22 protein-coding genes and 1 pseudogene are annotated in these 17,804 nt (G+C 45.0%); 17 read left to right on the top strand and 6 right to left on the bottom strand.

From position 1 onward, the window contains the following. Together QUA34_RS11640 and QUA34_RS11635 are read left to right on the top strand one after the other, a co-directional pair. A partial coding sequence (locus tag QUA34_RS11640; protein ID WP_333386701.1) for a HEAT repeat domain-containing protein occupies positions 1 to 737 on the top strand: 737 nt, incomplete at its 5' end. Between the two features lie 385 nt (positions 738 to 1,122). Continuing rightward, on the top strand, positions 1,123 to 1,887 hold the full coding sequence (locus tag QUA34_RS11635; RefSeq protein WP_333229255.1) for an ABC transporter ATP-binding protein: 765 nt from the start codon (positions 1,123 to 1,125) through the stop codon (positions 1,885 to 1,887). Between the two features lie 183 nt (positions 1,888 to 2,070). Here the strand turns inward: QUA34_RS11635 and QUA34_RS11630 are convergent, their stop codons facing one another. The 3 genes from QUA34_RS11630 to tadA form a co-directional block, all read right to left on the bottom strand. Next, a complete protein-coding gene (locus tag QUA34_RS11630) occupies positions 2,071 to 2,427 on the bottom strand; it encodes a hypothetical protein (RefSeq protein WP_333386698.1) in 357 nt (118 codons plus the stop codon). A gap of 177 nt (positions 2,428 to 2,604) precedes the next feature. Then, positions 2,605 to 3,333, bottom strand: coding sequence for a lysophospholipid acyltransferase family protein (locus QUA34_RS11625; protein ID WP_333386695.1), 729 nt, complete (start codon positions 3,331 to 3,333; stop codon positions 2,605 to 2,607). Positions 3,334 to 3,616: 283 nt separating this feature from the next. After that, positions 3,617 to 4,117: a tRNA adenosine(34) deaminase TadA gene (tadA, locus tag QUA34_RS11620; RefSeq protein ID WP_333331455.1), complete on the bottom strand. Its 501-nt coding sequence runs from the start codon at positions 4,115 to 4,117 to the stop codon at positions 3,617 to 3,619. 75 nt (positions 4,118 to 4,192) lie between these two features. On the opposite strand from tadA, the gene QUA34_RS11615 reads away from it, so the two are divergent. Together QUA34_RS11615 and menB are read left to right on the top strand one after the other, a co-directional pair. Next, a complete protein-coding gene (locus QUA34_RS11615; protein WP_333085039.1) occupies positions 4,193 to 4,789 on the top strand; it encodes a TerB family tellurite resistance protein in 597 nt (198 codons plus the stop codon). Positions 4,790 to 5,095: 306 nt separating this feature from the next. Beyond that, positions 5,096 to 5,929, top strand: a complete 834-nt coding sequence (gene menB, locus QUA34_RS11610; RefSeq protein WP_333252259.1) for a 1,4-dihydroxy-2-naphthoyl-CoA synthase — start codon at positions 5,096 to 5,098, stop codon at positions 5,927 to 5,929. Positions 5,930 to 6,152: 223 nt separating this feature from the next. On the opposite strand, the gene QUA34_RS11605 is transcribed toward menB, so the two are convergent. Beyond that, complete coding sequence (locus tag QUA34_RS11605) at positions 6,153 to 6,455, bottom strand: hypothetical protein (protein ID WP_333386692.1); 303 nt, start codon at positions 6,453 to 6,455, stop codon at positions 6,153 to 6,155. A gap of 512 nt (positions 6,456 to 6,967) precedes the next feature. Here QUA34_RS11605 and QUA34_RS11600 point away from each other — a divergent pair. Both QUA34_RS11600 and QUA34_RS11595 read left to right on the top strand, forming a co-directional pair. Then, complete coding sequence (locus QUA34_RS11600; RefSeq protein WP_333386689.1) at positions 6,968 to 8,191, top strand: SPOR domain-containing protein; 1,224 nt, start codon at positions 6,968 to 6,970, stop codon at positions 8,189 to 8,191. Between the two features lie 144 nt (positions 8,192 to 8,335). Continuing rightward, a complete protein-coding gene (locus tag QUA34_RS11595; protein WP_333085036.1) occupies positions 8,336 to 9,040 on the top strand; it encodes a PspA/IM30 family protein in 705 nt (234 codons plus the stop codon). Positions 9,041 to 9,094: 54 nt separating this feature from the next. Here the strand turns inward: QUA34_RS11595 and QUA34_RS11590 are convergent, their stop codons facing one another. Then, on the bottom strand, positions 9,095 to 9,271 hold the full coding sequence (locus tag QUA34_RS11590) for a hypothetical protein (RefSeq protein WP_333167716.1): 177 nt from the start codon (positions 9,269 to 9,271) through the stop codon (positions 9,095 to 9,097). A 70-nt stretch (positions 9,272 to 9,341) separates the two neighbouring features. On the opposite strand from QUA34_RS11590, the gene QUA34_RS11585 reads away from it, so the two are divergent. From QUA34_RS11585 to QUA34_RS11535, 11 genes and pseudogenes are all read left to right on the top strand, one after another. Further along, positions 9,342 to 10,127, top strand: coding sequence for a PspA/IM30 family protein (locus QUA34_RS11585; RefSeq protein ID WP_333085035.1), 786 nt, complete (start codon positions 9,342 to 9,344; stop codon positions 10,125 to 10,127). 511 nt (positions 10,128 to 10,638) lie between these two features. After that, positions 10,639 to 10,929: a hypothetical protein gene (locus QUA34_RS11580; protein ID WP_333331472.1), complete on the top strand. Its 291-nt coding sequence runs from the start codon at positions 10,639 to 10,641 to the stop codon at positions 10,927 to 10,929. Positions 10,930 to 11,027: 98 nt separating this feature from the next. Beyond that, complete coding sequence (locus tag QUA34_RS11575) at positions 11,028 to 11,393, top strand: hypothetical protein (protein ID WP_333331475.1); 366 nt, start codon at positions 11,028 to 11,030, stop codon at positions 11,391 to 11,393. A gap of 490 nt (positions 11,394 to 11,883) precedes the next feature. Next, positions 11,884 to 12,159 (top strand): annotated as a pseudogene (locus QUA34_RS11570) (BrnT family toxin). Further along, positions 12,143 to 12,403, top strand: a complete 261-nt coding sequence (locus tag QUA34_RS11565; protein ID WP_333251271.1) for a hypothetical protein — start codon at positions 12,143 to 12,145, stop codon at positions 12,401 to 12,403. The pseudogene QUA34_RS11570 and the gene QUA34_RS11565 overlap by 17 nt, the downstream one beginning before the upstream one ends. 133 nt (positions 12,404 to 12,536) lie before the next feature. Continuing rightward, entirely contained in the window at positions 12,537 to 13,145 is a 609-nt protein-coding gene (locus QUA34_RS11560) for a Uma2 family endonuclease (RefSeq protein ID WP_333331478.1), read from the top strand. A 64-nt stretch (positions 13,146 to 13,209) separates the two neighbouring features. After that, the gene (locus QUA34_RS11555) at positions 13,210 to 13,827 is read left to right on the top strand and encodes a Uma2 family endonuclease (protein WP_333315412.1); all 618 of its coding nucleotides are present in this window, start codon (positions 13,210 to 13,212) and stop codon (positions 13,825 to 13,827) included. Between the two features lie 45 nt (positions 13,828 to 13,872). Further along, positions 13,873 to 14,997: an AAA family ATPase gene (locus QUA34_RS11550; protein WP_333386684.1), complete on the top strand. Its 1,125-nt coding sequence runs from the start codon at positions 13,873 to 13,875 to the stop codon at positions 14,995 to 14,997. Then, a complete protein-coding gene (locus QUA34_RS11545) occupies positions 14,994 to 15,671 on the top strand; it encodes a DUF3226 domain-containing protein (RefSeq protein ID WP_333386681.1) in 678 nt (225 codons plus the stop codon). The genes QUA34_RS11550 and QUA34_RS11545 overlap by 4 nt, the downstream gene beginning before the upstream one ends. 111 nt (positions 15,672 to 15,782) lie before the next feature. After that, positions 15,783 to 15,980, top strand: a complete 198-nt coding sequence (locus tag QUA34_RS11540; protein ID WP_333331485.1) for a DUF433 domain-containing protein — start codon at positions 15,783 to 15,785, stop codon at positions 15,978 to 15,980. 25 nt (positions 15,981 to 16,005) lie between these two features. Then, complete coding sequence (locus QUA34_RS11535; protein WP_333331488.1) at positions 16,006 to 16,989, top strand: hypothetical protein; 984 nt, start codon at positions 16,006 to 16,008, stop codon at positions 16,987 to 16,989. Between the two features lie 116 nt (positions 16,990 to 17,105). On the opposite strand, the gene QUA34_RS11530 is transcribed toward QUA34_RS11535, so the two are convergent. After that, positions 17,106 to 17,711 carry a hypothetical protein gene (locus QUA34_RS11530; protein ID WP_333386678.1) on the bottom strand — a complete coding sequence of 202 codons (606 nt, stop codon included), beginning with the start codon at positions 17,709 to 17,711 and terminating at the stop codon, positions 17,106 to 17,108. Positions 17,712 to 17,804: the final 93 nt, after the last annotated feature.

Genomic DNA, 17,804 nt, shown 5'->3' with positions numbered 1-17,804 from the left:
ACCCGAAAACCTTACCTATTCTCAAACAAATGGCTCAATCTAATGAGAATTCGTATGTACGACAAGTGGCAGTTCAAGAATTAGCACGGGGGTGGAAAGATGACCCAGAAACCTTACCTATCCTCAAACGACTAGCTCAATCTGATGATAGTTATGCTTTGCGACAGGTGGCAGTCGAAGAATTAGCACGGGGGTGGAAAGATGACCCAGAAACCTTACCTATCCTCAAACAACTGGCTCAATCTGATGATAGTTATGCTTTGCGACGTGCAGCAGTCGAAGAATTAGCACGGGGGTGGAAAGATGACCCAGGAACATTACTTATTTTCAAACAAATTGCTCAATTTAATAATAATTTGTATGTGCGACGTGCAACAGTCCAAAAATTAGCGCGGGGGTGGAAAGATGACCCGGAAACCTTACATTTTCTCAAACAGATTGCTCAATTTGATGATAATTTGAATGTGCGATGTGTAGCAGTCCAAGAATTAGCACGCGGTTGGAAAGATGAACCAGGGATATTTGAATTGTTGGGCGATATTGCTATAAATCATCCTTTTGAAAGCAAGTTTAAATTCCCCAAAAATCCCAGACAAACAGCACTTGAAATCATGCTCAAGCAATACCCCGATCTCCCACAAACTTTAGAAATACTTCGCGATCGATTGGTCAACGATCCAGATCAAGAAGTCCGCCAGTTTGCCCACGAAAAGTTGACCGAATTAGAGAAGCTGTGATCGAAACACAAAAAGCAGAAAGAAAATATGACTGTAGCTACTAATATCCCCAAAACTTATGCAGAAATAGTTAATTTTTAGCGACTGCCACACTCCCCACAGCTTTATCGACTTTCAACTCTCGGAGGAAGCAAAAAAGCATATCCTCTGCCTAATTTATGCCCACAATAATCAAGGCTTGACCCGCGCTGGAAAAAGCAAATTAGATAACTATCTAGTGCTAGAACATCAGATGACTCTCATCAAAGAACTCACAAACACGTCCTTAAAGATTGAGTTTTTTTATATCTCGTCAATTAGCGTCCAAACGATCGCCCTTCCAGCCGCCAAAACCGATAAGAAGTGTTAGCTTAGTAGTTAGTTGTGTCGATCGCACAGAAAAAAAATGCCTGAACTACAAACCGATACATACCAAGACCTCGACCCGCAAGTCCTCTCAAAGCCCGTTGTTGTCGGTCTGGAAGAGGTAACAAAAGTTTACGGGATTGGCGACCTGGAAGTTCGCGCCTTAAACGGCGTCAGCTTGACCGTAAGACAAGGAGAATATTGCTCGATTATGGGCGCATCGGGTTCCGGCAAATCTACAGCTATGAATATTATCGGCTGTCTCGATCGACCTACGAGCGGCAGTTACTACTTAGACGGCGTAGATGTCGCCCAAATGCCGGAAGGAGAATTAGCCGGAATTCGCAATTTAAAATTAGGTTTTGTCTTCCAACAATTTCACCTCTTGGCTCAATTGACAGCATTAGAAAATGTCATGTTACCGATGGTTTATGCCGGTATTCCCGCAGCGGAAAGACGCGAACGGGGAGTAGATGCTTTAACGAAAGTAGGCCTGGAAAGTCGGCTGCAAAACAGACCGAATCAACTATCAGGAGGACAGCAGCAGCGGGTAGCCATCGCCAGGGCTATTGTCAACCGTCCCGTGTTGTTACTGGCTGACGAACCTACAGGTGCATTGGATACAAAAACTACTCAAGAAGTAATGGATATTTTTACCGAATTCAACGAAAACGGCATGACTGTGGTTATGGTAACCCACGAACCGGAAGTGGCACGTCAAACTCGCCGCGTTGTCTGGTTCCGCGACGGTAAAGTTATTCACAACAATCTCAACCCCGCAGAGCTTTCACACGCTGTATTCTAGTATAATAGTCCGCGAAAAGCGAAAATAGAATTCGGCGATTGAAATCGCTTCTCGACAAACAAAGTCCGCCTGCCCGGACTGTGAAGAATAGATAAGATATCAGTCCTCATAGCGAGGGATTTAGCTATTAGACAGGGGTTTTCAACCCCTGGCGGACTAATAGACAAAACGCCAGATATGTGATTAATGAAAAGCACTGGGAAAAGCTTCCCAAACTCGATCGACAAAATCTCTAAGTTGCCGAGATGCGATCGCACCATCCTTTTTTTCAGCATCCAGAGAGTGCAACTCGGTCAACAGTGAAATTACCTCAGTATCCAAAGCCGCCCGAAACAAGCTAAGCGGCCAAAGCAAATCAGCACCATCTCGCAAATCGGATAAAGTGTATTCTGCCGATAAATCCTTCCCCGACGCCGATACAACTAACATCAAAGGGCGCACCCAACAAACTTGACGTGCCTCAACCACTTGGATAACCTCAGAATGCAGGCACGCATCTCCACATTCTAAACTGACAATTTGACCAGGCTTAAAGTTCAAAGCACAATCCATTAATGCTCACACTTAATACAGACAGAATAAAGCAGCCAAATAAGTGCTGCATCTCTCCACAGCACCCTAAAACATTATATCATAATTCCTTCTTCCCTCTTCCCTCTTCCTTCTTCCTTCTTCCCTCTTCCTTCTTCCTTCTTCCCTCTTCCTTCTTCCTTCTTCCTAACTTTCATCAAGCTTTTTAAGATCCATTTCGAGCTGGGCACTCAACAATCGTGCTTCTTTTTTACCACCGCCACCATTGGCATAATCCGCCACGGAAATCGGAGAACCGATCGCAATTTTTACCTGACAACCCCATCGAGGAATGCGCGGGCGATAGCGGATACTCATCGGTACAATTTTTACCCCCAAACCCGGTTTGCTCAACTCTGCTTGCATTGCCAAGCGAGCCAATCCCGGCTTAATCGGATGAACTTCGCCATCCTGAAAAATGCCGCCTTCGGGAAAAATCACCAACATTTCCTTGTCCAGGAGTAGTTCCACCCCATAACGGAGACTGCCAATTGCCGGATGCTTGAGATCCACAGGAAACCCGCCCAAATTTCTGATGAACCAACCTTGCACTCCTTTGACTTCATCAGCAGTTACCATAAACCGCAAATCGCGTCCAGTCACCTTCTGTCCAGTTGAATAAGGCATCATCAGGGCATCCCACCGGGATCTGTGCGTAGGGGCTAAGATGACAGGCCCGTCTTTCGGCAAGTGCTCCTGTCCGGTGATCTCAATCTTGCCAAAATGAAACGGTAGGACAACATAGTGACCTAGCGGATAGAGCAAGGAGGTTAACCAAGGAGAAACGCGAGAGGTATTAGATGCTACCTTGGCAGGCATTGGCTTCACTAGAGATGATTTACTGGACTCAACGGCGATCGTGGCGGTGTGGGGCATAGCAATTAAGCTGCTTTCTGGAGATCCAAAGTCTAAAATAAGTGATTGGACAAATCTTTAGTTTTTGGGTCGGGACACTTTTGCTATTGGCCTTGTACCGAGCGGGCGATCGCGCCCGCAAGAGATAATCTCTAACAGGTAAAACCTCAACCAACCGGACAGCACTAATACAGAGCAGTCGGCCGCCTGGAAAGCTTGATCGGGCAATTACGGATCTATTATTTCAGCTAAAGGGTCAATTTCGATTAAACCTCGCCCAGAAGAGAGTAAAAAATTTTACCTGTTAATTTTTCCGGCGCGCTTCAAACCAAGAAAGCAACTGATCGCGGCAAACAGACTCCATAATACCGCCGAGCACCTCTAAGCGGTGACACGAATGCGCGCTATCTGGAATATTAGCCGCAGTCCGAATCGTGCCAGTTTTCGGGTCATCTGCTCCGTATACCAGCAGACCAATCCGAGCTTGGACGATCGCACCAGCGCACATCGGGCAAGGTTCCAGCGTTACGTAGAGCGTGCATTGGTTAAGATGCCAGTCTTGCAAAACTTGGCCAGCAGCCCGCAAAGCCAAGATTTCAGCGTGAGCAGTCGGATCGCAATCTCGCTCTCGCCGATTTTGCGCTTCGGCAATTAATTTGCCAGTACCGTCAACAATCACAGCACCAACGGGTACTTCACCAGCATCACCGGCTGCTTGTGCCAATTCCACAGCCCTAGTCATCCAGCGTTTGTGAATAAAATAAGTAGTATCACTAATAGACAACGGCTCAGCTTTACAATTCACGTCATACCTAAGTAACAGAAAAACTTAAGATCGATAAAGAAAGTTACATTACAGCTTAATCGAGAGTCTTTAATTATGGACACCACTACGATTACCACTGAAATTGTTGAGCTGTTGTGCCGCATTAGTCGGCAAAAGCTGCGCGAACAAGATATCACTCCTTTGGTAGTGTTTCTGACTGCTCTGATTTCCATCCTGCGCGGAGTGATGATTATTGACAGGACGATCGCAGTTGAAGAAGAAGAACGGCTGCAAAAGACTCTCAAAGCCTTTGCTAGCGGCGACCGCGATCGGGTAGAACTAATTCAGCGCCTTGTCAAAGGAGTCTCCAAACAGCAGGTTTACTTCAACCCCACGGAATTGCTAACCCTGACAGCTTTGTTCTCAGAATCTGAAAAACTGTTGCTTATCGGTTCGGGGTACGAAATGTCAGCCGCCGACGGACACATAGATATGCGGGAGCAAATGTACTTACAGTCGATCGCAAATCGGCTCGGCCTCGACTCCAGACACATTGCAGTCATAGACACTTTATTTACTAAAGAAGGAACCCTCGACTCACAAGCTTTTGCCGAAGTTCAAGCTTTACTCGATCCCAGCGAATTCGAGTCCCGCGATCCGGTATTTGGTAAAGCAGCAAAGCACTTGCTGAGTATTTTACTCCGCAAATAATCCAGCCCATATAAATTTTGGAGCAGTAAAAGTCCTGAGAAGAGTTCGAGGATTTGACGCTGTGTCCATTTGAGATGGGAATTGGGCGCTCTTACCCTCAAAAACCGGGTTGTTTAACCCCTACCAAGAGCGCTGCACGGAGTATGTTGGTGAAAAACCTGGTTTCTGTCTAAGTCCCGCTTTATTTTTTGGGCAAGAGTCGATCGACCCTTGTATCCCATTGAACCGAATGCCTCTAAAATCTAAAAGCGACTTGTCGCTGCCTTGATTGACTCAGCTCAATCTCAAATCTCAAATTGATTGATTATGCAAATTGAATGGCAAACCGCCAAAATCTACGAAGACATTCTCTATCACAAAAGTGGTGGCACCGCCAAAATTACCATCAATCGACCTCACAAACGGAACGCTTTCCGTCCCAAAACCGTGCAGGAACTGTGCGATGCCTTTACTGATGCCCGCGAAGACACAAAAATCGGCGTTGTCCTTTTCACAGGTGCGGGGCCTCATACAGACGGCAAATACGCCTTTTGCGCCGGCGGCGACCAAAGCGTGCGGGGTGCGGCGGGATATGTAGACGAAGGTGGCATACCCCGGTTGAACGTGCTCGACTTGCAGAAGTTGATTCGATCTATGCCTAAAGTAGTAATTGCTTTAGTTGCAGGCTACGCAATTGGAGGGGGTCACGTTCTGCACTTAATTTGCGACTTGACGATCGCTGCTGACAATGCTATTTTCGGACAGACCGGCCCCAAAGTCGGCAGTTTCGACGGTGGTTTCGGAGCTAGCTATCTTGCCAGAGTCGTCGGCCAGAAAAAAGCCAGAGAAATTTGGTTTTTGTGTCGCCAGTACAGCGCACAGCAAGCCCTAGAAATGGGTTTAGTCAACTGCGTCGTGCCCGTCGAACAACTAGAACTAGAAGGGATTCAGTGGGCTGCAGAAATTCTCGAAAAAAGTCCGATCGCGATTCGCTGTTTGAAATCTGCTTTTAATGCCGACTGCGACGGTCAAGCTGGTTTGCAAGAACTGGCAGGAAATGCCACTTTGCTGTACTATATGACCCAGGAAGGCGCCGAAGGCAAACAAGCCTTTTTGGAAAAACGGCAACCTGATTTTAGTCAATATCCTTGGCTGCCATAGCGGGATGGAGAAATCAGTTTTTTTTATGCGCTCATATTAAAGTAGATGTTGCTGATTTTTATGAGTTAGTAAAGCCAAATGCACCCGATCGTCCCAAATTGTGACTATTGATACCAGTTCCCAAAAAGAATGAAACTGCTTTGTCAGATCCAAACCATGATAATGATCAGTGATTTCCCAATCGAAAATCGAAAATGGTATGACCTATCCTGCTGCCGACTAACTAAACCGAGACTGCGGCAGGGGATTTTTCGGTTAACGTTGTGCCTGTAAGCTGGCAGGCATGGCGCTCGGAAAGAGTGACGGTGGCATCCTGCAGCGTCAGAGTCGATTCTTGCCACATTCCAATTTCTTCTATGTTTTCCCAAGATGACCTAAAAGGCGAAACCGCTAAAGCACAAGCTTTCCAGTGACTTTGAACCGGGCCGCTTAGTAGAGCGCAAACACCCCCGCGTCTGCCCTCAGGGGTATAGTGACGGCAGTGACCACAAGCTGAAGTTAAAGGTGAAGTTAATGAGGTTTGCATAAAAGTTCTTAGGGAAATCATTTTCATCTCTAATTCTCCTTTGTAGAGCTAGCAGGTTTTAGAGCATCCCAACCTTTATGCTGTCTGGTTTGTAGCGATCCCCGAAGTATAATTAAATTTTATAATTTATTTATAATCTCGTTATATATAGAAACAATTAGCTCGGTAGTTGCTCATTGTATAGGTAAAAACATAGGTTAAAAGTTTATAAAGGCGTTAGGGATCAAGAAAAAGTACAAATACCCAAGGAGTATGAAAGGTCACAAATAAGCGGTAGCTCAGGATACAAAAAGTAGCTGAGAGTGTCGGTAAGCAGCGTCCGGGAAACAGCAACAATTAAGTTTTCAAATGAAAATGAAAAATAGCTGCCGACGATCGACAGCAGGCGATCGGGCCCCTGTTGCATTGACGCCAAAAGTAGCTAATCATAAAATAGGCAAGTTTTCAAGCTTCTTGTTTATATCTACAATCAAAACATTAAAATTAATTCAGAGGCGGTAGGAGTTTTGCTAATGAGTAAGCGTTCTTCGGTTGAATCCCCAAATCATCAATCCTCTTCAACCCCAATCAAGCCTGCTTTGCAAGCAGTCCTGGGGAGTCTAGATGTAAATCTAGAAGCAGAACTGACAACATACAGAAGGCACAGGAGGCGCGCCGAACAGTGGGTGTCGCCCTCAGTTCGTACCGGCAAGCAAACAGCCACAACCGAGCAACAGCTATCCCAAAATTTGGCGCCAGAGACTGCGGAGGAAACCCAGCAGCCGCTATCGCTGCCCCTATCCCTTGCCGGCACTCAGGGCGATGCCCCGCTAGCAACTACCAGGGGTGGCACAAAATTATCTAGCAGTGCCTTCGCACCCAACAATTATCTCGAATCCAGCGAAAAACTCATCGAAAGTTTGGACGAGTCAAAAGCTGAGCCTACGGTAGAACGCAGTTTAGCTGCCAGTTTGTTAACTCCCTTGGGACTGAGTTCGATGCTGCTGTTTTTGCTGTCATGCACAGCTTTGGGCTACGCCGTCATGTACCCGTCAAATCTAGTTAAGATGGCTGGCCTGAACCGTTTGCTCCGCACCTCACCCTCTCCCATCGACAGTCCCGCCTCTAATTCCACCTCAGATACCAGCACCAAGGAACTGCCGAAAGCTCCAAATCTGGTATCCAAGGAATTTGTCGAGCTAGATTTGAGCACTCTCAGCAATGTCCAGCCGACAGCCAGCCCGATTCCTTCCCCGTCACCAAAAGCATCAATCCCGCCAACTCCGCCAGCGCCTCCGGGCCCCAGCGGGGCTGTGCCGATTCCTACAGAAGACGGCAACCCGGCCAGAGGCAGGGAACAAGGACTCAACAATCTGAGTAGAGCTTTGCTTCCCACTCCCAGCCCCAGCGCCGCCCAGCCAGTGCCGACACTGCCGACACTGCCTCCAACACCCTCCCCAGCCCAGCCAGCCGCCACATCCCCGGCGACAGCATCCCCAGCAGCCGCATCCCCAGCAGCCGCATCCCCGCTGGGAAGGCCTGCACGGGCCGCCGACGGTTTCTATTACGTTGTCACCGATTACACCGACGAAAAATCGCTGCAGCAAGCCAGAACCGCTGTTCCCGATGCCTACGTGCGAAACTTCTCAAAGGGTGTCAAGATCCAAATGGGGGCTTTGAACGATCCTGCCTCAGCAGAACGTTTGGTGAAAGAACTCCAAGAAAAAGGGGTGAAGCCACAATACTATCAACCATAAATTAGGTAAAGGGTGAAAAACTTTAACTAAATTGTTAGACAAAGCTAGACAATGATGAATGTTTTGTCTAACACAAAATTGGTTTTGTAATTGTCAATTCCCAGTCCTAAATCTAAAATTTAATAAAATCGGGAGACGGGCAAAATGGGATTATTCGATCGCCTATGGCGAGTGATTCGAGCCAATATTAACAGTTTAGTCGGGGCGGCCGAAGACCCAGAAAAAATTCTGGAACAGGCTGTAATGGATATGCAGGAAGATTTAGTGCAGCTCAGACAAGCTGTGGCAGGAGCGATTGCAGCTCAAAAACGCACTGAACGCCAGTGCTCCCAAGCTGAGTCTACAGCAGCAGAATGGCATCAGCGGGCGCAGCTAGCTTTGCAAAAAGGCGAGGAAAATTTGGCGCGGGAAGCTCTGACACGCAAGAAATCTTATCAAGAAACGGCAACGGCGATGAAAGCCAGTCTGGATCAGCAATCGGCTGTTGTCACTAAACTTAAAGAAAATATGCGGACGCTCGAAAGTAAAATTTCCGAGGCAAAATCTAAAAAAGATATGTACATTGCCCGAGCTCGATCGGCCGCATCGTCGGAAAGGCTGCAAGAAATGATGGGCAATCTCAGTACCGGCAGCGCTTTGAGCGCGTTTGAACGGATGGAAGAGAAAGTCATGCAGCTAGAAGCTCGCTCCGAAGCAATCGCAGAACTCGGAACTAATGATTTAGAAAAGAAGTTTCTCTCTCTCGAAGGTGCCGACGATGTGGATACCGAGTTGGCGGCGATGAAAGCACAAATGCTTCCGGGCAACAATACACCCAAATTGCCGTCGAGCGAGCCGCCCGCATCCTGAACCCCAGGCAACAGAACAAGAGTCGGGACAAGCAAAAACTTCTCAACAGCCTAGCTAGAGATGGCTCGAAGCCTGTTGGGGAATTCCCGGATCGAAGTTAAACTCAATAGATATGTGCATGAATAAGCTTGCCTGCATCACATTACTCGATCGCTTTAAACTGGATTTATCTGTCTGCAAAAATTGCCAAAAACTAAATCGCACTAAAAATCTGACAAGAGTGAATTTCACAACTGCGGGCTAGGGCTATCAAGCCTGCTTTCCGCCTACTTCGTACACCTCACCCAGGAAAAATAGCATTATGGGATTATTTGACCGCATTAGCCGAGTCGTCAAAGCCAATCTTAACGATCTGGTAAACAAAGCTGAAGACCCGGAAAAGATTTTAGAACAGTCTGTCACGGATATGCAGGAAGACTTGGTGCAGTTGCGTCAAGCCGTTGCCAGCGCGATCGCCACTCAAAAGCGCACCCAGACTCAGTACAATCAAGCTGAATCTCAGTCTAACCAGTGGCAGCAGCGCGCTCAGCTAGCCCTGCAAAAAGGAGACGAGACTTTGGCCCGGGAAGCGCTAATTCGCAAAAAGTCTCACGCTGAAACGGCTGCTACGCTGAAAGCCAGTCTGGATCAGCAATCGGCTCAGGTGGAAAGTCTCAAGCGCAACTTGATCGGTTTGGAGAGCAAAATTTCCGAAGCTAAGACTAAGAAGGATATGCTCAAAGCGAGGATATCCGCTGCTAAAGCTCAGGAACAGCTCAACAATACCATTGGCACCTTGAATACTGGCAGTTCAATGGCGGCTTTTGATCGCATGGAAGAAAAAGTTTTGCAGATTGAAGCTCGCGCGGGGGCTTCGGCAGAATTGGCCGCCGGCGGCAGCAATTTAGAGGAACAGTTCCGCTTGCTCGAAAGCGGCGGCGATGTTGACGACGAGTTGGCTCAGATGAAAGCTCAACTGACCGGGGGTTCTGTGTCTCAAGGTCAATTGCCGGCAGCGGGTAAAACGGCAGCAGCTAGTAGCTCGGAGTCGAGCCCGGTGATTGACGCTGAGTTGGAAGAATTGCGATCGCAGCTCAATAAAATGTAGTAATCTGTATCAAAATTTACCTATTTCTCAGATCGCAGGTTTGATAGAATGCTCCGCCGACCTACAGGGCTAGCTTGGGAGGTCGGAGTTTTTTTCAGCAATTGTTGAATACACAAAACATATGTTTTGTCAACTATCTTTATATTGACTTAAGGAATTAAGTGTTTAAAAAGTGAGAGAGTAATTTTATTCCTTGCAAGATGGCTAGCTTGGGAGGTCAGAGTTTTTTCAGTAATTATTTAGTACACAAAATAAGAGTGCTGTCAACTATCTTTATATTGACTTAAGGAATTAACTCTGTCAAAAGTGATAGAGTAATTTTATTCCTTGCAATTGCGCCGGCCGCGCCCGATCGTAAGTGTAAATAACTATCAAATATGGCTAATCTGTCATGCCCGTGCAATTTTCTAGAAGCTTTTGTAAAATCAAGTTTTTCAAGGCATTAGCACTTGGTTTTTCAATTGCAGCTATTTGCCCCGCACTGCTATCAGCTCTAAGTGTTGGCGAGTCGATGGTTGCTACCGACTCAGGGGTGCAAGCGCAAATTTCGTATGATAATTTACCATCTCAATTTAAACTAAATCAAGAAACAGCAGACGATCGCGATCGGCTTCGTGATTTATACTCCGGTTCAGAATTAGATAGAGGCAGTAAAGAGCAAGAAAATAGCATCCCGGAACTCGATCAATTGACCCAAAGTGAGCCCGCAGAAACTCTCCCTCAATTGCCGAATCGAGGAGAAAAAAGACACGAATTTCCGATTCCCAACCCGCGGCTGCAAAATCCGGCTCCCCTCCCATAACCCGCGCCACCAAAGCCCTTTAAATTTGGGGGCTTGAGGATTTTAGATTTGAGATTTGGGATTGATTCCACGGATAAATCACGTGGCGGATACCACCTTTGAAATTCGCTTGTCAACAGCAGTACGTGCGGTTGTTGGTTCCTGAGAGGCTGCTGGTGGTGCGATCGGATGTGGAATTGGCTGGGGCAGAGCTTTTGCCGATCGAACCATTGGGTATAGGGGGCTCAGACAGATTGCGGGGATACCGTCAGGATACAATGCTTGCCGATAGCGAGATTTTTGATTCAGCCGAGTTGCGGTATCCGATGCGAGCGCACCCGCGACAACCAAGGAGTTTTGCAGGTGACGGCGTTTGTGGATTTTGGCAATGTTTGGAATCCCAGGGAAAGCGCGGTTTTGGAAGCGAATACTTTGCTGTCAGCGGGATTGCGGCTGCGGTGACTGTACGGCGAAAGGTGGAATAATCGCGGAGGCTGGGGAATTCCTGTGATTGATATTAAGTCGAGCAACAGGAGTTTACAAGAGCGCGGGCTGTATTTTTCTGTATAATTCAAACATTTTTAGGAAAAGAGTCGTTTTGCCCTTGGCGGAACTGAGCAATTCCGCTATATAGTAATAAGTATCATTTGGCACTCCTCTGTAGCTGCCAAGAGTGCATTTTACGGATAATCTTTAAATTAAACTATGTCTAAGGTGCGGTTGTTGCTTTTAAGTTCTTTTGCTTCCGGTTTTGGGCTTTGCTCAATCATTTTGGCGATGTTTACGATGACTTCCCGGCTGTCGTTTACGTCTTTTTTTACATTTCTTTTAACTTTGGTGTTTTTTGGAATTAATCTGCTTTTTGCTTTGCATTATTATACATCGCTTACTAAGCAATTGAGTGTTAAAAATAAAAGGAAAGCGAGAATTTAGCGGTTGTGAAGCCGAAGCGGAAAAAGGCAGGGAGAGTTTTTTATGGAATTTGAATGGAATCCAGACAAAGCGACACTAAATGTTGAGAAGCATGGTGTTTCCTTTCAAGAAGCCACAAGCATATTTAATGACCCGCTATCTGTAACTTTTCCCGATCCTCAGCATTCCATCGGAGAAAGCAGGTACGTTATCATTGGTATATCCAGGTAGGGACAACTTTTAATTGTTGCATACACCGATCGAGGAGAAAAAGTAAGAATCATCAGTGCCAGAAAAGCTACCCGCCAGGAGCAGAGGTTTTATGAAGAAGGATATTGAGAACGAAATGGAAGACGAATTACTTGCTGAGTATGACTTTGCTCAGATGAAAGGAGGTGTTAAAGGCAAGTATGTTGAGCAATATCGTGCAGGGACAAACTTGGTGCTTTTAGACCCCGATATTGCCCAAGCTTTTCCTAATGATGCAGCAGTGAATGACGCATTGAGGATGTTAATCAAAATTGCACAGCGCCAGCAGTTAAATACTGCGGTGCAGCGGAGCCACGAAGGATCTCAACTTTGAGAAGGCGATGTCAGGAGATTGTGCGATCGCCCATATTATTTATTTGCCCAAAAAGCGATCGCCTCTGGCTTGAGACAATTATCTAGCTGTCAGCCATAATTATTTAAGGTCTAATTATTTAGGAGGTGCGATCGTGGTTATAACTCAAACCAACCCGCCAAATCTTCCAGATGCGACAAAGACTCGCTTTACTCCAGATGAATACCGGGCGATCGAGGAAACTGCTGAAGAACGTCACGAATATTGTAACGGAGAGATTATCGCTATGCCAGGAGGTTCAGAAGTCCACAGCGCGATCGCCTGTAACTTGTTAATTTACTTGGGTTTTTTGTTGAGAGACACCGATTTTCGCTTGTATAACAGCGATTTGCGGGTTTGGATTCCCGAACATCGGTGCGGAACCTATGCTGATTTGATGGTCATCAATGGCGAACCAGAATTCAATGGCGATCGCACGGATGAAATTCTCAATCCTTTACTGATTGTCGAGGTTCTTTCCCCCTCTACTGAAGGCTACGATCGAGGTGAAAAGTTCAGAAAATATCGTTCTCTTGCTAGTTTTTGTGAATATTTGCTCGTTAGTCAAGGTGAACCATATATTGAGCAATATTATAATGGCGATCGCCCAAGTAGCGATCGCTGGCAATGGCAAGTTTGCGATCGGCTCGATCGGGCGATCGTCCTGCACAGTTTAAATATAGAACTTCCGATGTCTGAAGTCTACCGCCGCATTAGTTTTTAAGGGCGATTTTTAAGAGGCTGAAATGGATTCTATTTAACGAGAAATATAAGTTTAGGAGAAAGCTATGGCTACTCTAATTCAAAACCAAAGGTCAAACCTAACTGAAAACCAAGTTGAAACACCAGCAGATAAAAAAATCTGGACTGATGCCGAATTCATGGCACTCAACCGAGATGGACACCGCTATGAAATTGTGAATGGAGAACTAATTGACATGGGAAATTCGGGTGCAAAACACGGTTATGTTGCCGTTATTTTGAGTGCAGCCTTGTTTAACTGCGTATCAACGCGAAAATTAGGCGCAATTTTCGATTCCAGCACTGCTTTTAAGATGAAATCAGGAAACAAGCGATCGCCCGATGTTTCCTTCATGGCAAAAGAACGCCTGCAAGGGCTAGATGATCTCCCCGATGGCTTCCTAGAAGGTGCGCCGGATCTTGCCGTAGAAATCCTTTCTCCTAGCAATACAGTGGCAGAAATTCACGACAAACTCGTAGAATATTTCGAGAATGGGGCGCGTTTAGTCTGGGTGATTCATCCTAAAGAACAGTATGTGTTAGTTTATCGATCGTCCCAAGAGCCCGATCGCCTGCTCAAGTCCGTTAACTCCCTCGATGGGGAAGAAATCGTCCCCGGCTTTACTCTTCCAATTGCCGAGTTATTTCAAAAACTGGCTTTTTAAGCAAATATGATATAAGCTAGTTATAAAAAATTATAGGAATCTTGTATGCTGGAGTCATTTCAGATACACAACTTTAGACTATTTAAACACCTTGAAGTTAAAAATCTGGGTCGTGTCAACCTGATTGTTGGCAAGAATAATTCAGGAAAGAGTACATTTCTTGAAGCAGTAGAACTATATGCCAGCAACGCTTCTGCTACCGTCATGCTTGAGCTTGTAGAGTCTAGGCAAGAGACTTGGTTTAGCGAAGCTCAGCCACATTCCCAAAATTTTATCAGTAATCCTGTGCGGCATCTATTCTTTGGGCATAAATTGCCCAGCATAGGAGGAGATGGGATTTCTCTTGGAGAAGTTTCTTCAAACATAAAACTCCGGATCGGCGCTGGCGCATACCAGAATAAAAATGATGACGAAGGCACCCTCAGGAAAATTCGCATCTCGGATGTGGAGTTTGACGAAGATATATCTAATGTTGAAGTTTTTCTCGTAGCAGAAGAAGGCGAAAGAACTAGAAGAATTTTCAGATTAGATAGAAATATCAGAGACATTCGACGTAGCTCTAGAATTTTTTATGAAAGGCAGGAATCAGAGTTAAAATACACGTGGCAGATTGTTTATACAGCAAATATGCCTAATCGAAAATTAGCTGCTCTTTGGGATTTAACGAGCTTGACAGATTTAGAGTCGGAGGTTATTTCTGCGCTTCGTTTAATTGACGATCGAGTTACTGGAGTCGCTTTTGTAGAGGACGTTAGTATAGGTACTACAAGTGACAACCGTGTTCCTTTAGTAAAAATTAAAGGCATAGACGAACCATTACCTCTCAAGAGCATGGGAGATGGTATGACTCGTTTGTTTCATATAATTGTTGCACTTGTCAATGCTCGAAACGGACTTCTATTAATTGATGAATTTGAAAATGGATTGCACTGGAGCGTGCAACCGAAAGTTTGGGATATTGTTTTTCAGATATCGGAGAGACTTAATGTTCAAATTTTTGCAACAACTCACAGCCGCGATTGTATCAAGGGTTTCTACCAAGCCTGGAATAACTATCCTACCCTTGGTGCTTTCTTCAGATTGGATGCCAAAAATGAATCGATAAAAGCAACAGAATATACATCTGAGACCCTGAGTGATTCTATTGACATGGATGTTGAAGTACGATGAGTAATACCAGCGAGGTGTCTGAGAAGGATAGTGTTTGCAAGCAAGATACAGATAGAGTTTTACTTGTTGAAGGAGATAATGATTGCCATGTGGTGATGGCTTTATGCAAAGCTCATCATGTTCCTAAGACTTTCGGTATCTATCAATGCGGTTCAGATATCGGGGTTTTGAAGCGACTAAATGCGCTGATTATACGTCCTAATCCTCCTCAAGTAATAGGAGTTATGCTTGATGCTGACAAGCCTTCTCTTGAAGGCAGATGGCAAAGTATAAAAGGCAAGTTACAACATTACAACTATACGTTACCGAACAAACCTGATGCTGATGGAACGGTAGTCGAGCCTTCTTCAGATGAACCTAAACTGGGGTTTTGGCTGATGCCTAATAATCAAGATTCTGGAATGTTAGAAGACTTTTGTGCTGAACTTGCAGAACCAGCATCTTTGACATTTGCACGAGAATGTGTTGAACAGGCACAGGATAGTAAAGTAACCACATTCAAAGAAGTGCATCGTAGTAAAGCAGTGATTCATACATATCTTGCTTGGCATGATGAACCTGGTTATCCTTTGGGAAAGGCAATTACAAGTCAAGCTTTGCGTCCTCACACAGATGTCGCAGTAAAATTCACTAATTGGTTAATACGTTTATTTGTGGAAGGAGCGATCGCGTAATTCCCGCGATCGTCCTCAGAGAGCGGTCGCCAAGTATAATAGAGTTAATTCATCTCAAAATTCCACGTAATCAGCTAGTAATATAGAAATAACTTCTAGGAGGCTATAAGCATGACAACCATATCCAACGAACAAACAGCTATCATCCGTACAGAAAGAGGACTGTCGATCGCAGGTACCCGCATCACCATCTACGACATCATGGACTATGTGACGGCTCAATATCCGCCTAAGTTTATCAGGGGATTGTTTGAGCTTACAGAGGAACAAATTAACGTGGCTTTAACTTATATTGAAGATAGGCTGTAAATATCCTCTAGCTTTTAAGGGACAAATGAAAGTTACAAAACAATTATTACTAACAAGTTTGGGGTTTGTTACTTTGAGTTGGGGAACAGTAACCCAAATTCAGGGGATACCGAGGGCGATCGCTCAAACACAAGTTCCCATGAGGTTACAACACGCGGAAGGAACTTATACCCTTACGGTGTCAGAAACCAATACCACAAAATCTGCTTATGGGGGTCAATTGCGCCTCTATGACGTGCATATTGCGAAGATGTTTGAGGTGACATATTTGGACTGTCAGGAGATACCCAACGCTGGCGGTAGAACTTGGTATTACCGCGCCGGAAATGGTAAAATTGATATGGGGCAATTCAGAATCAACTGTCAGTTGGCTAGCGATATTGCTAATACTTATGGTTTAGGGAAACCAGAGCGTACTGCGATCGAATATTCTCAGGGGGAGGCTGGGCGGCCAATATCGAGGACTCGTTCTATTCCAATTTTAGATATTACTGGTAATAAAATTCAGCGGTGGACGAATTTTGTGCAAGGGTTTCGCCCTCAGTCTGCTAATTCTGAAGGTGGTAATTCTCGATCGAGTATTTCTTTTCCAGTTCGTGAAATTCTATCGCAGATTGAAGGTAAGACGAGAGTACCAATTTTTCTCCCCAGTCAGCTTCCATTCTCAGAAAAAATTTACTTAAAAAACCGAGTAGAAACAAATGGCTATAGTGTTGACATGGGCCACATACCTAATTGCAGCAGTACGCCTTGCTATATCGGGAGTATCTCAGCAGAAAGAGGTGGAGAACCAGCCCAACCACCCCCTAGAGGATTCAGGAGTGAATTTAAAACTATTCAATTAGCCGGCAGAACACAAGGAGTTTTTTACAATGGCTGCGGTGCTTCCTGCACGGCCTTAGTTGAATGGCAGTATAAAGGCGTTTTGTATCGAGTAACGATGAAGAATGGGCGTGAGGAAACGCTTGTTCAAATAGCTAATTCTGCTATAGAAGCTGGGCCTCGCTAGTTAAATGTGCAGATAACAGTGCGTCATGGCAAGTCCTCTTCTCCAATTGGAGATTTATTTTGCCTGACGCAGCGTAAAACTGCTATCTAGATAGAAAGCATATCAATTCTAAACTTTTAAGCCGGAAATTTCGCCTGCCAAACATTGTTTTTAATTTGTTCCTCTAATTCATTGACCACCCACATTACACTATGTTCTGGCTCGCTCAAAATAGATTTTTTAATGTCATGTAAAGAGTTGACTAAATCTTCACGCAAACGGGGCTTGTCTTCTTTAACTCCTTGCGTATAATCCCAATAATCCCAAGCGATTAAACCTATGGCAAGGGTAGGCTCAATCATACTTCCTAGTTTCGCAGAAAGAGCAGCTACAGCTTTACTACCTGCTTTAGCAGCAATTGTAGCCGTAATTTTAGCAGTTCCAGCAGCACCTACAAATCTTACTAAAGATACTTCATCTCCTCGTTCATTTTGTAGCCTAAAATTTATACCTTCTAAATATTTAGCCCAGTCGGATTGGGGAATTGTATACATTTTTGGTACATCATCAAACTCCTTAGATAATTGTTCAATATAAAAATTAGCTGTATCAATTACTATTGTATGAAATTTAATCTCTGCTGAATTTGCTTGCAATACTCTCCTCGAAAATTCTCTTTGAATATTGTCATTTATGCTTTTGGCAATCTTTTCATTGACTATAGTCGGATTAAACCCATTCATAACATTCTCGCCTATATAGGGTTTGCTGAATAATCGATCGCAAACTAAGAACAGGAGCTCACGATATATTCAAGCAGAGTTAAATATAAGTTT

This window comes from Microcoleus sp. POL10_C6 (genome assembly GCF_036701585.1).
Classification (GTDB): Bacteria; Cyanobacteriota; Cyanobacteriia; order Cyanobacteriales; family Microcoleaceae; genus Microcoleus.
The sequence above is the reverse complement of the archived record's forward strand: the minus strand, read 5'-3'. Positions and strand labels throughout refer to the sequence as shown.

Excerpts from the sequence above, each read along its gene's own strand:
- QUA34_RS11635 (WP_333229255.1), top strand. The coding sequence starts at position 1,123 with ATGCCTGAACTACAAACCGATACATACCAAGACCTCGACCCGCAAGTC.
- QUA34_RS11625 (WP_333386695.1), bottom strand. The coding sequence starts at position 3,333 with ATGCCCCACACCGCCACGATCGCCGTTGAGTCCAGTAAATCATCTCTA.
- QUA34_RS11615 (WP_333085039.1), top strand. The coding sequence starts at position 4,193 with ATGGACACCACTACGATTACCACTGAAATTGTTGAGCTGTTGTGCCGC.
- menB (WP_333252259.1), top strand. The coding sequence starts at position 5,096 with ATGCAAATTGAATGGCAAACCGCCAAAATCTACGAAGACATTCTCTAT.
- QUA34_RS11605 (WP_333386692.1), bottom strand. The coding sequence starts at position 6,455 with ATGCAAACCTCATTAACTTCACCTTTAACTTCAGCTTGTGGTCACTGC.
- QUA34_RS11600 (WP_333386689.1), top strand. The coding sequence starts at position 6,968 with ATGAGTAAGCGTTCTTCGGTTGAATCCCCAAATCATCAATCCTCTTCA.
- QUA34_RS11595 (WP_333085036.1), top strand. The coding sequence starts at position 8,336 with ATGGGATTATTCGATCGCCTATGGCGAGTGATTCGAGCCAATATTAAC.
- QUA34_RS11585 (WP_333085035.1), top strand. The coding sequence starts at position 9,342 with ATGGGATTATTTGACCGCATTAGCCGAGTCGTCAAAGCCAATCTTAAC.
- QUA34_RS11580 (WP_333331472.1), top strand. The coding sequence starts at position 10,639 with ATGGTTGCTACCGACTCAGGGGTGCAAGCGCAAATTTCGTATGATAAT.
- QUA34_RS11565 (WP_333251271.1), top strand. The coding sequence starts at position 12,143 with ATGAAGAAGGATATTGAGAACGAAATGGAAGACGAATTACTTGCTGAG.
- QUA34_RS11555 (WP_333315412.1), top strand. The coding sequence starts at position 13,210 with ATGGCTACTCTAATTCAAAACCAAAGGTCAAACCTAACTGAAAACCAA.
- QUA34_RS11550 (WP_333386684.1), top strand. The coding sequence starts at position 13,873 with ATGCTGGAGTCATTTCAGATACACAACTTTAGACTATTTAAACACCTT.
- QUA34_RS11545 (WP_333386681.1), top strand. The coding sequence starts at position 14,994 with ATGAGTAATACCAGCGAGGTGTCTGAGAAGGATAGTGTTTGCAAGCAA.
- QUA34_RS11540 (WP_333331485.1), top strand. The coding sequence starts at position 15,783 with ATGACAACCATATCCAACGAACAAACAGCTATCATCCGTACAGAAAGA.
- QUA34_RS11535 (WP_333331488.1), top strand. The coding sequence starts at position 16,006 with ATGAAAGTTACAAAACAATTATTACTAACAAGTTTGGGGTTTGTTACT.
- QUA34_RS11530 (WP_333386678.1), bottom strand. The coding sequence starts at position 17,711 with ATGAATGGGTTTAATCCGACTATAGTCAATGAAAAGATTGCCAAAAGC.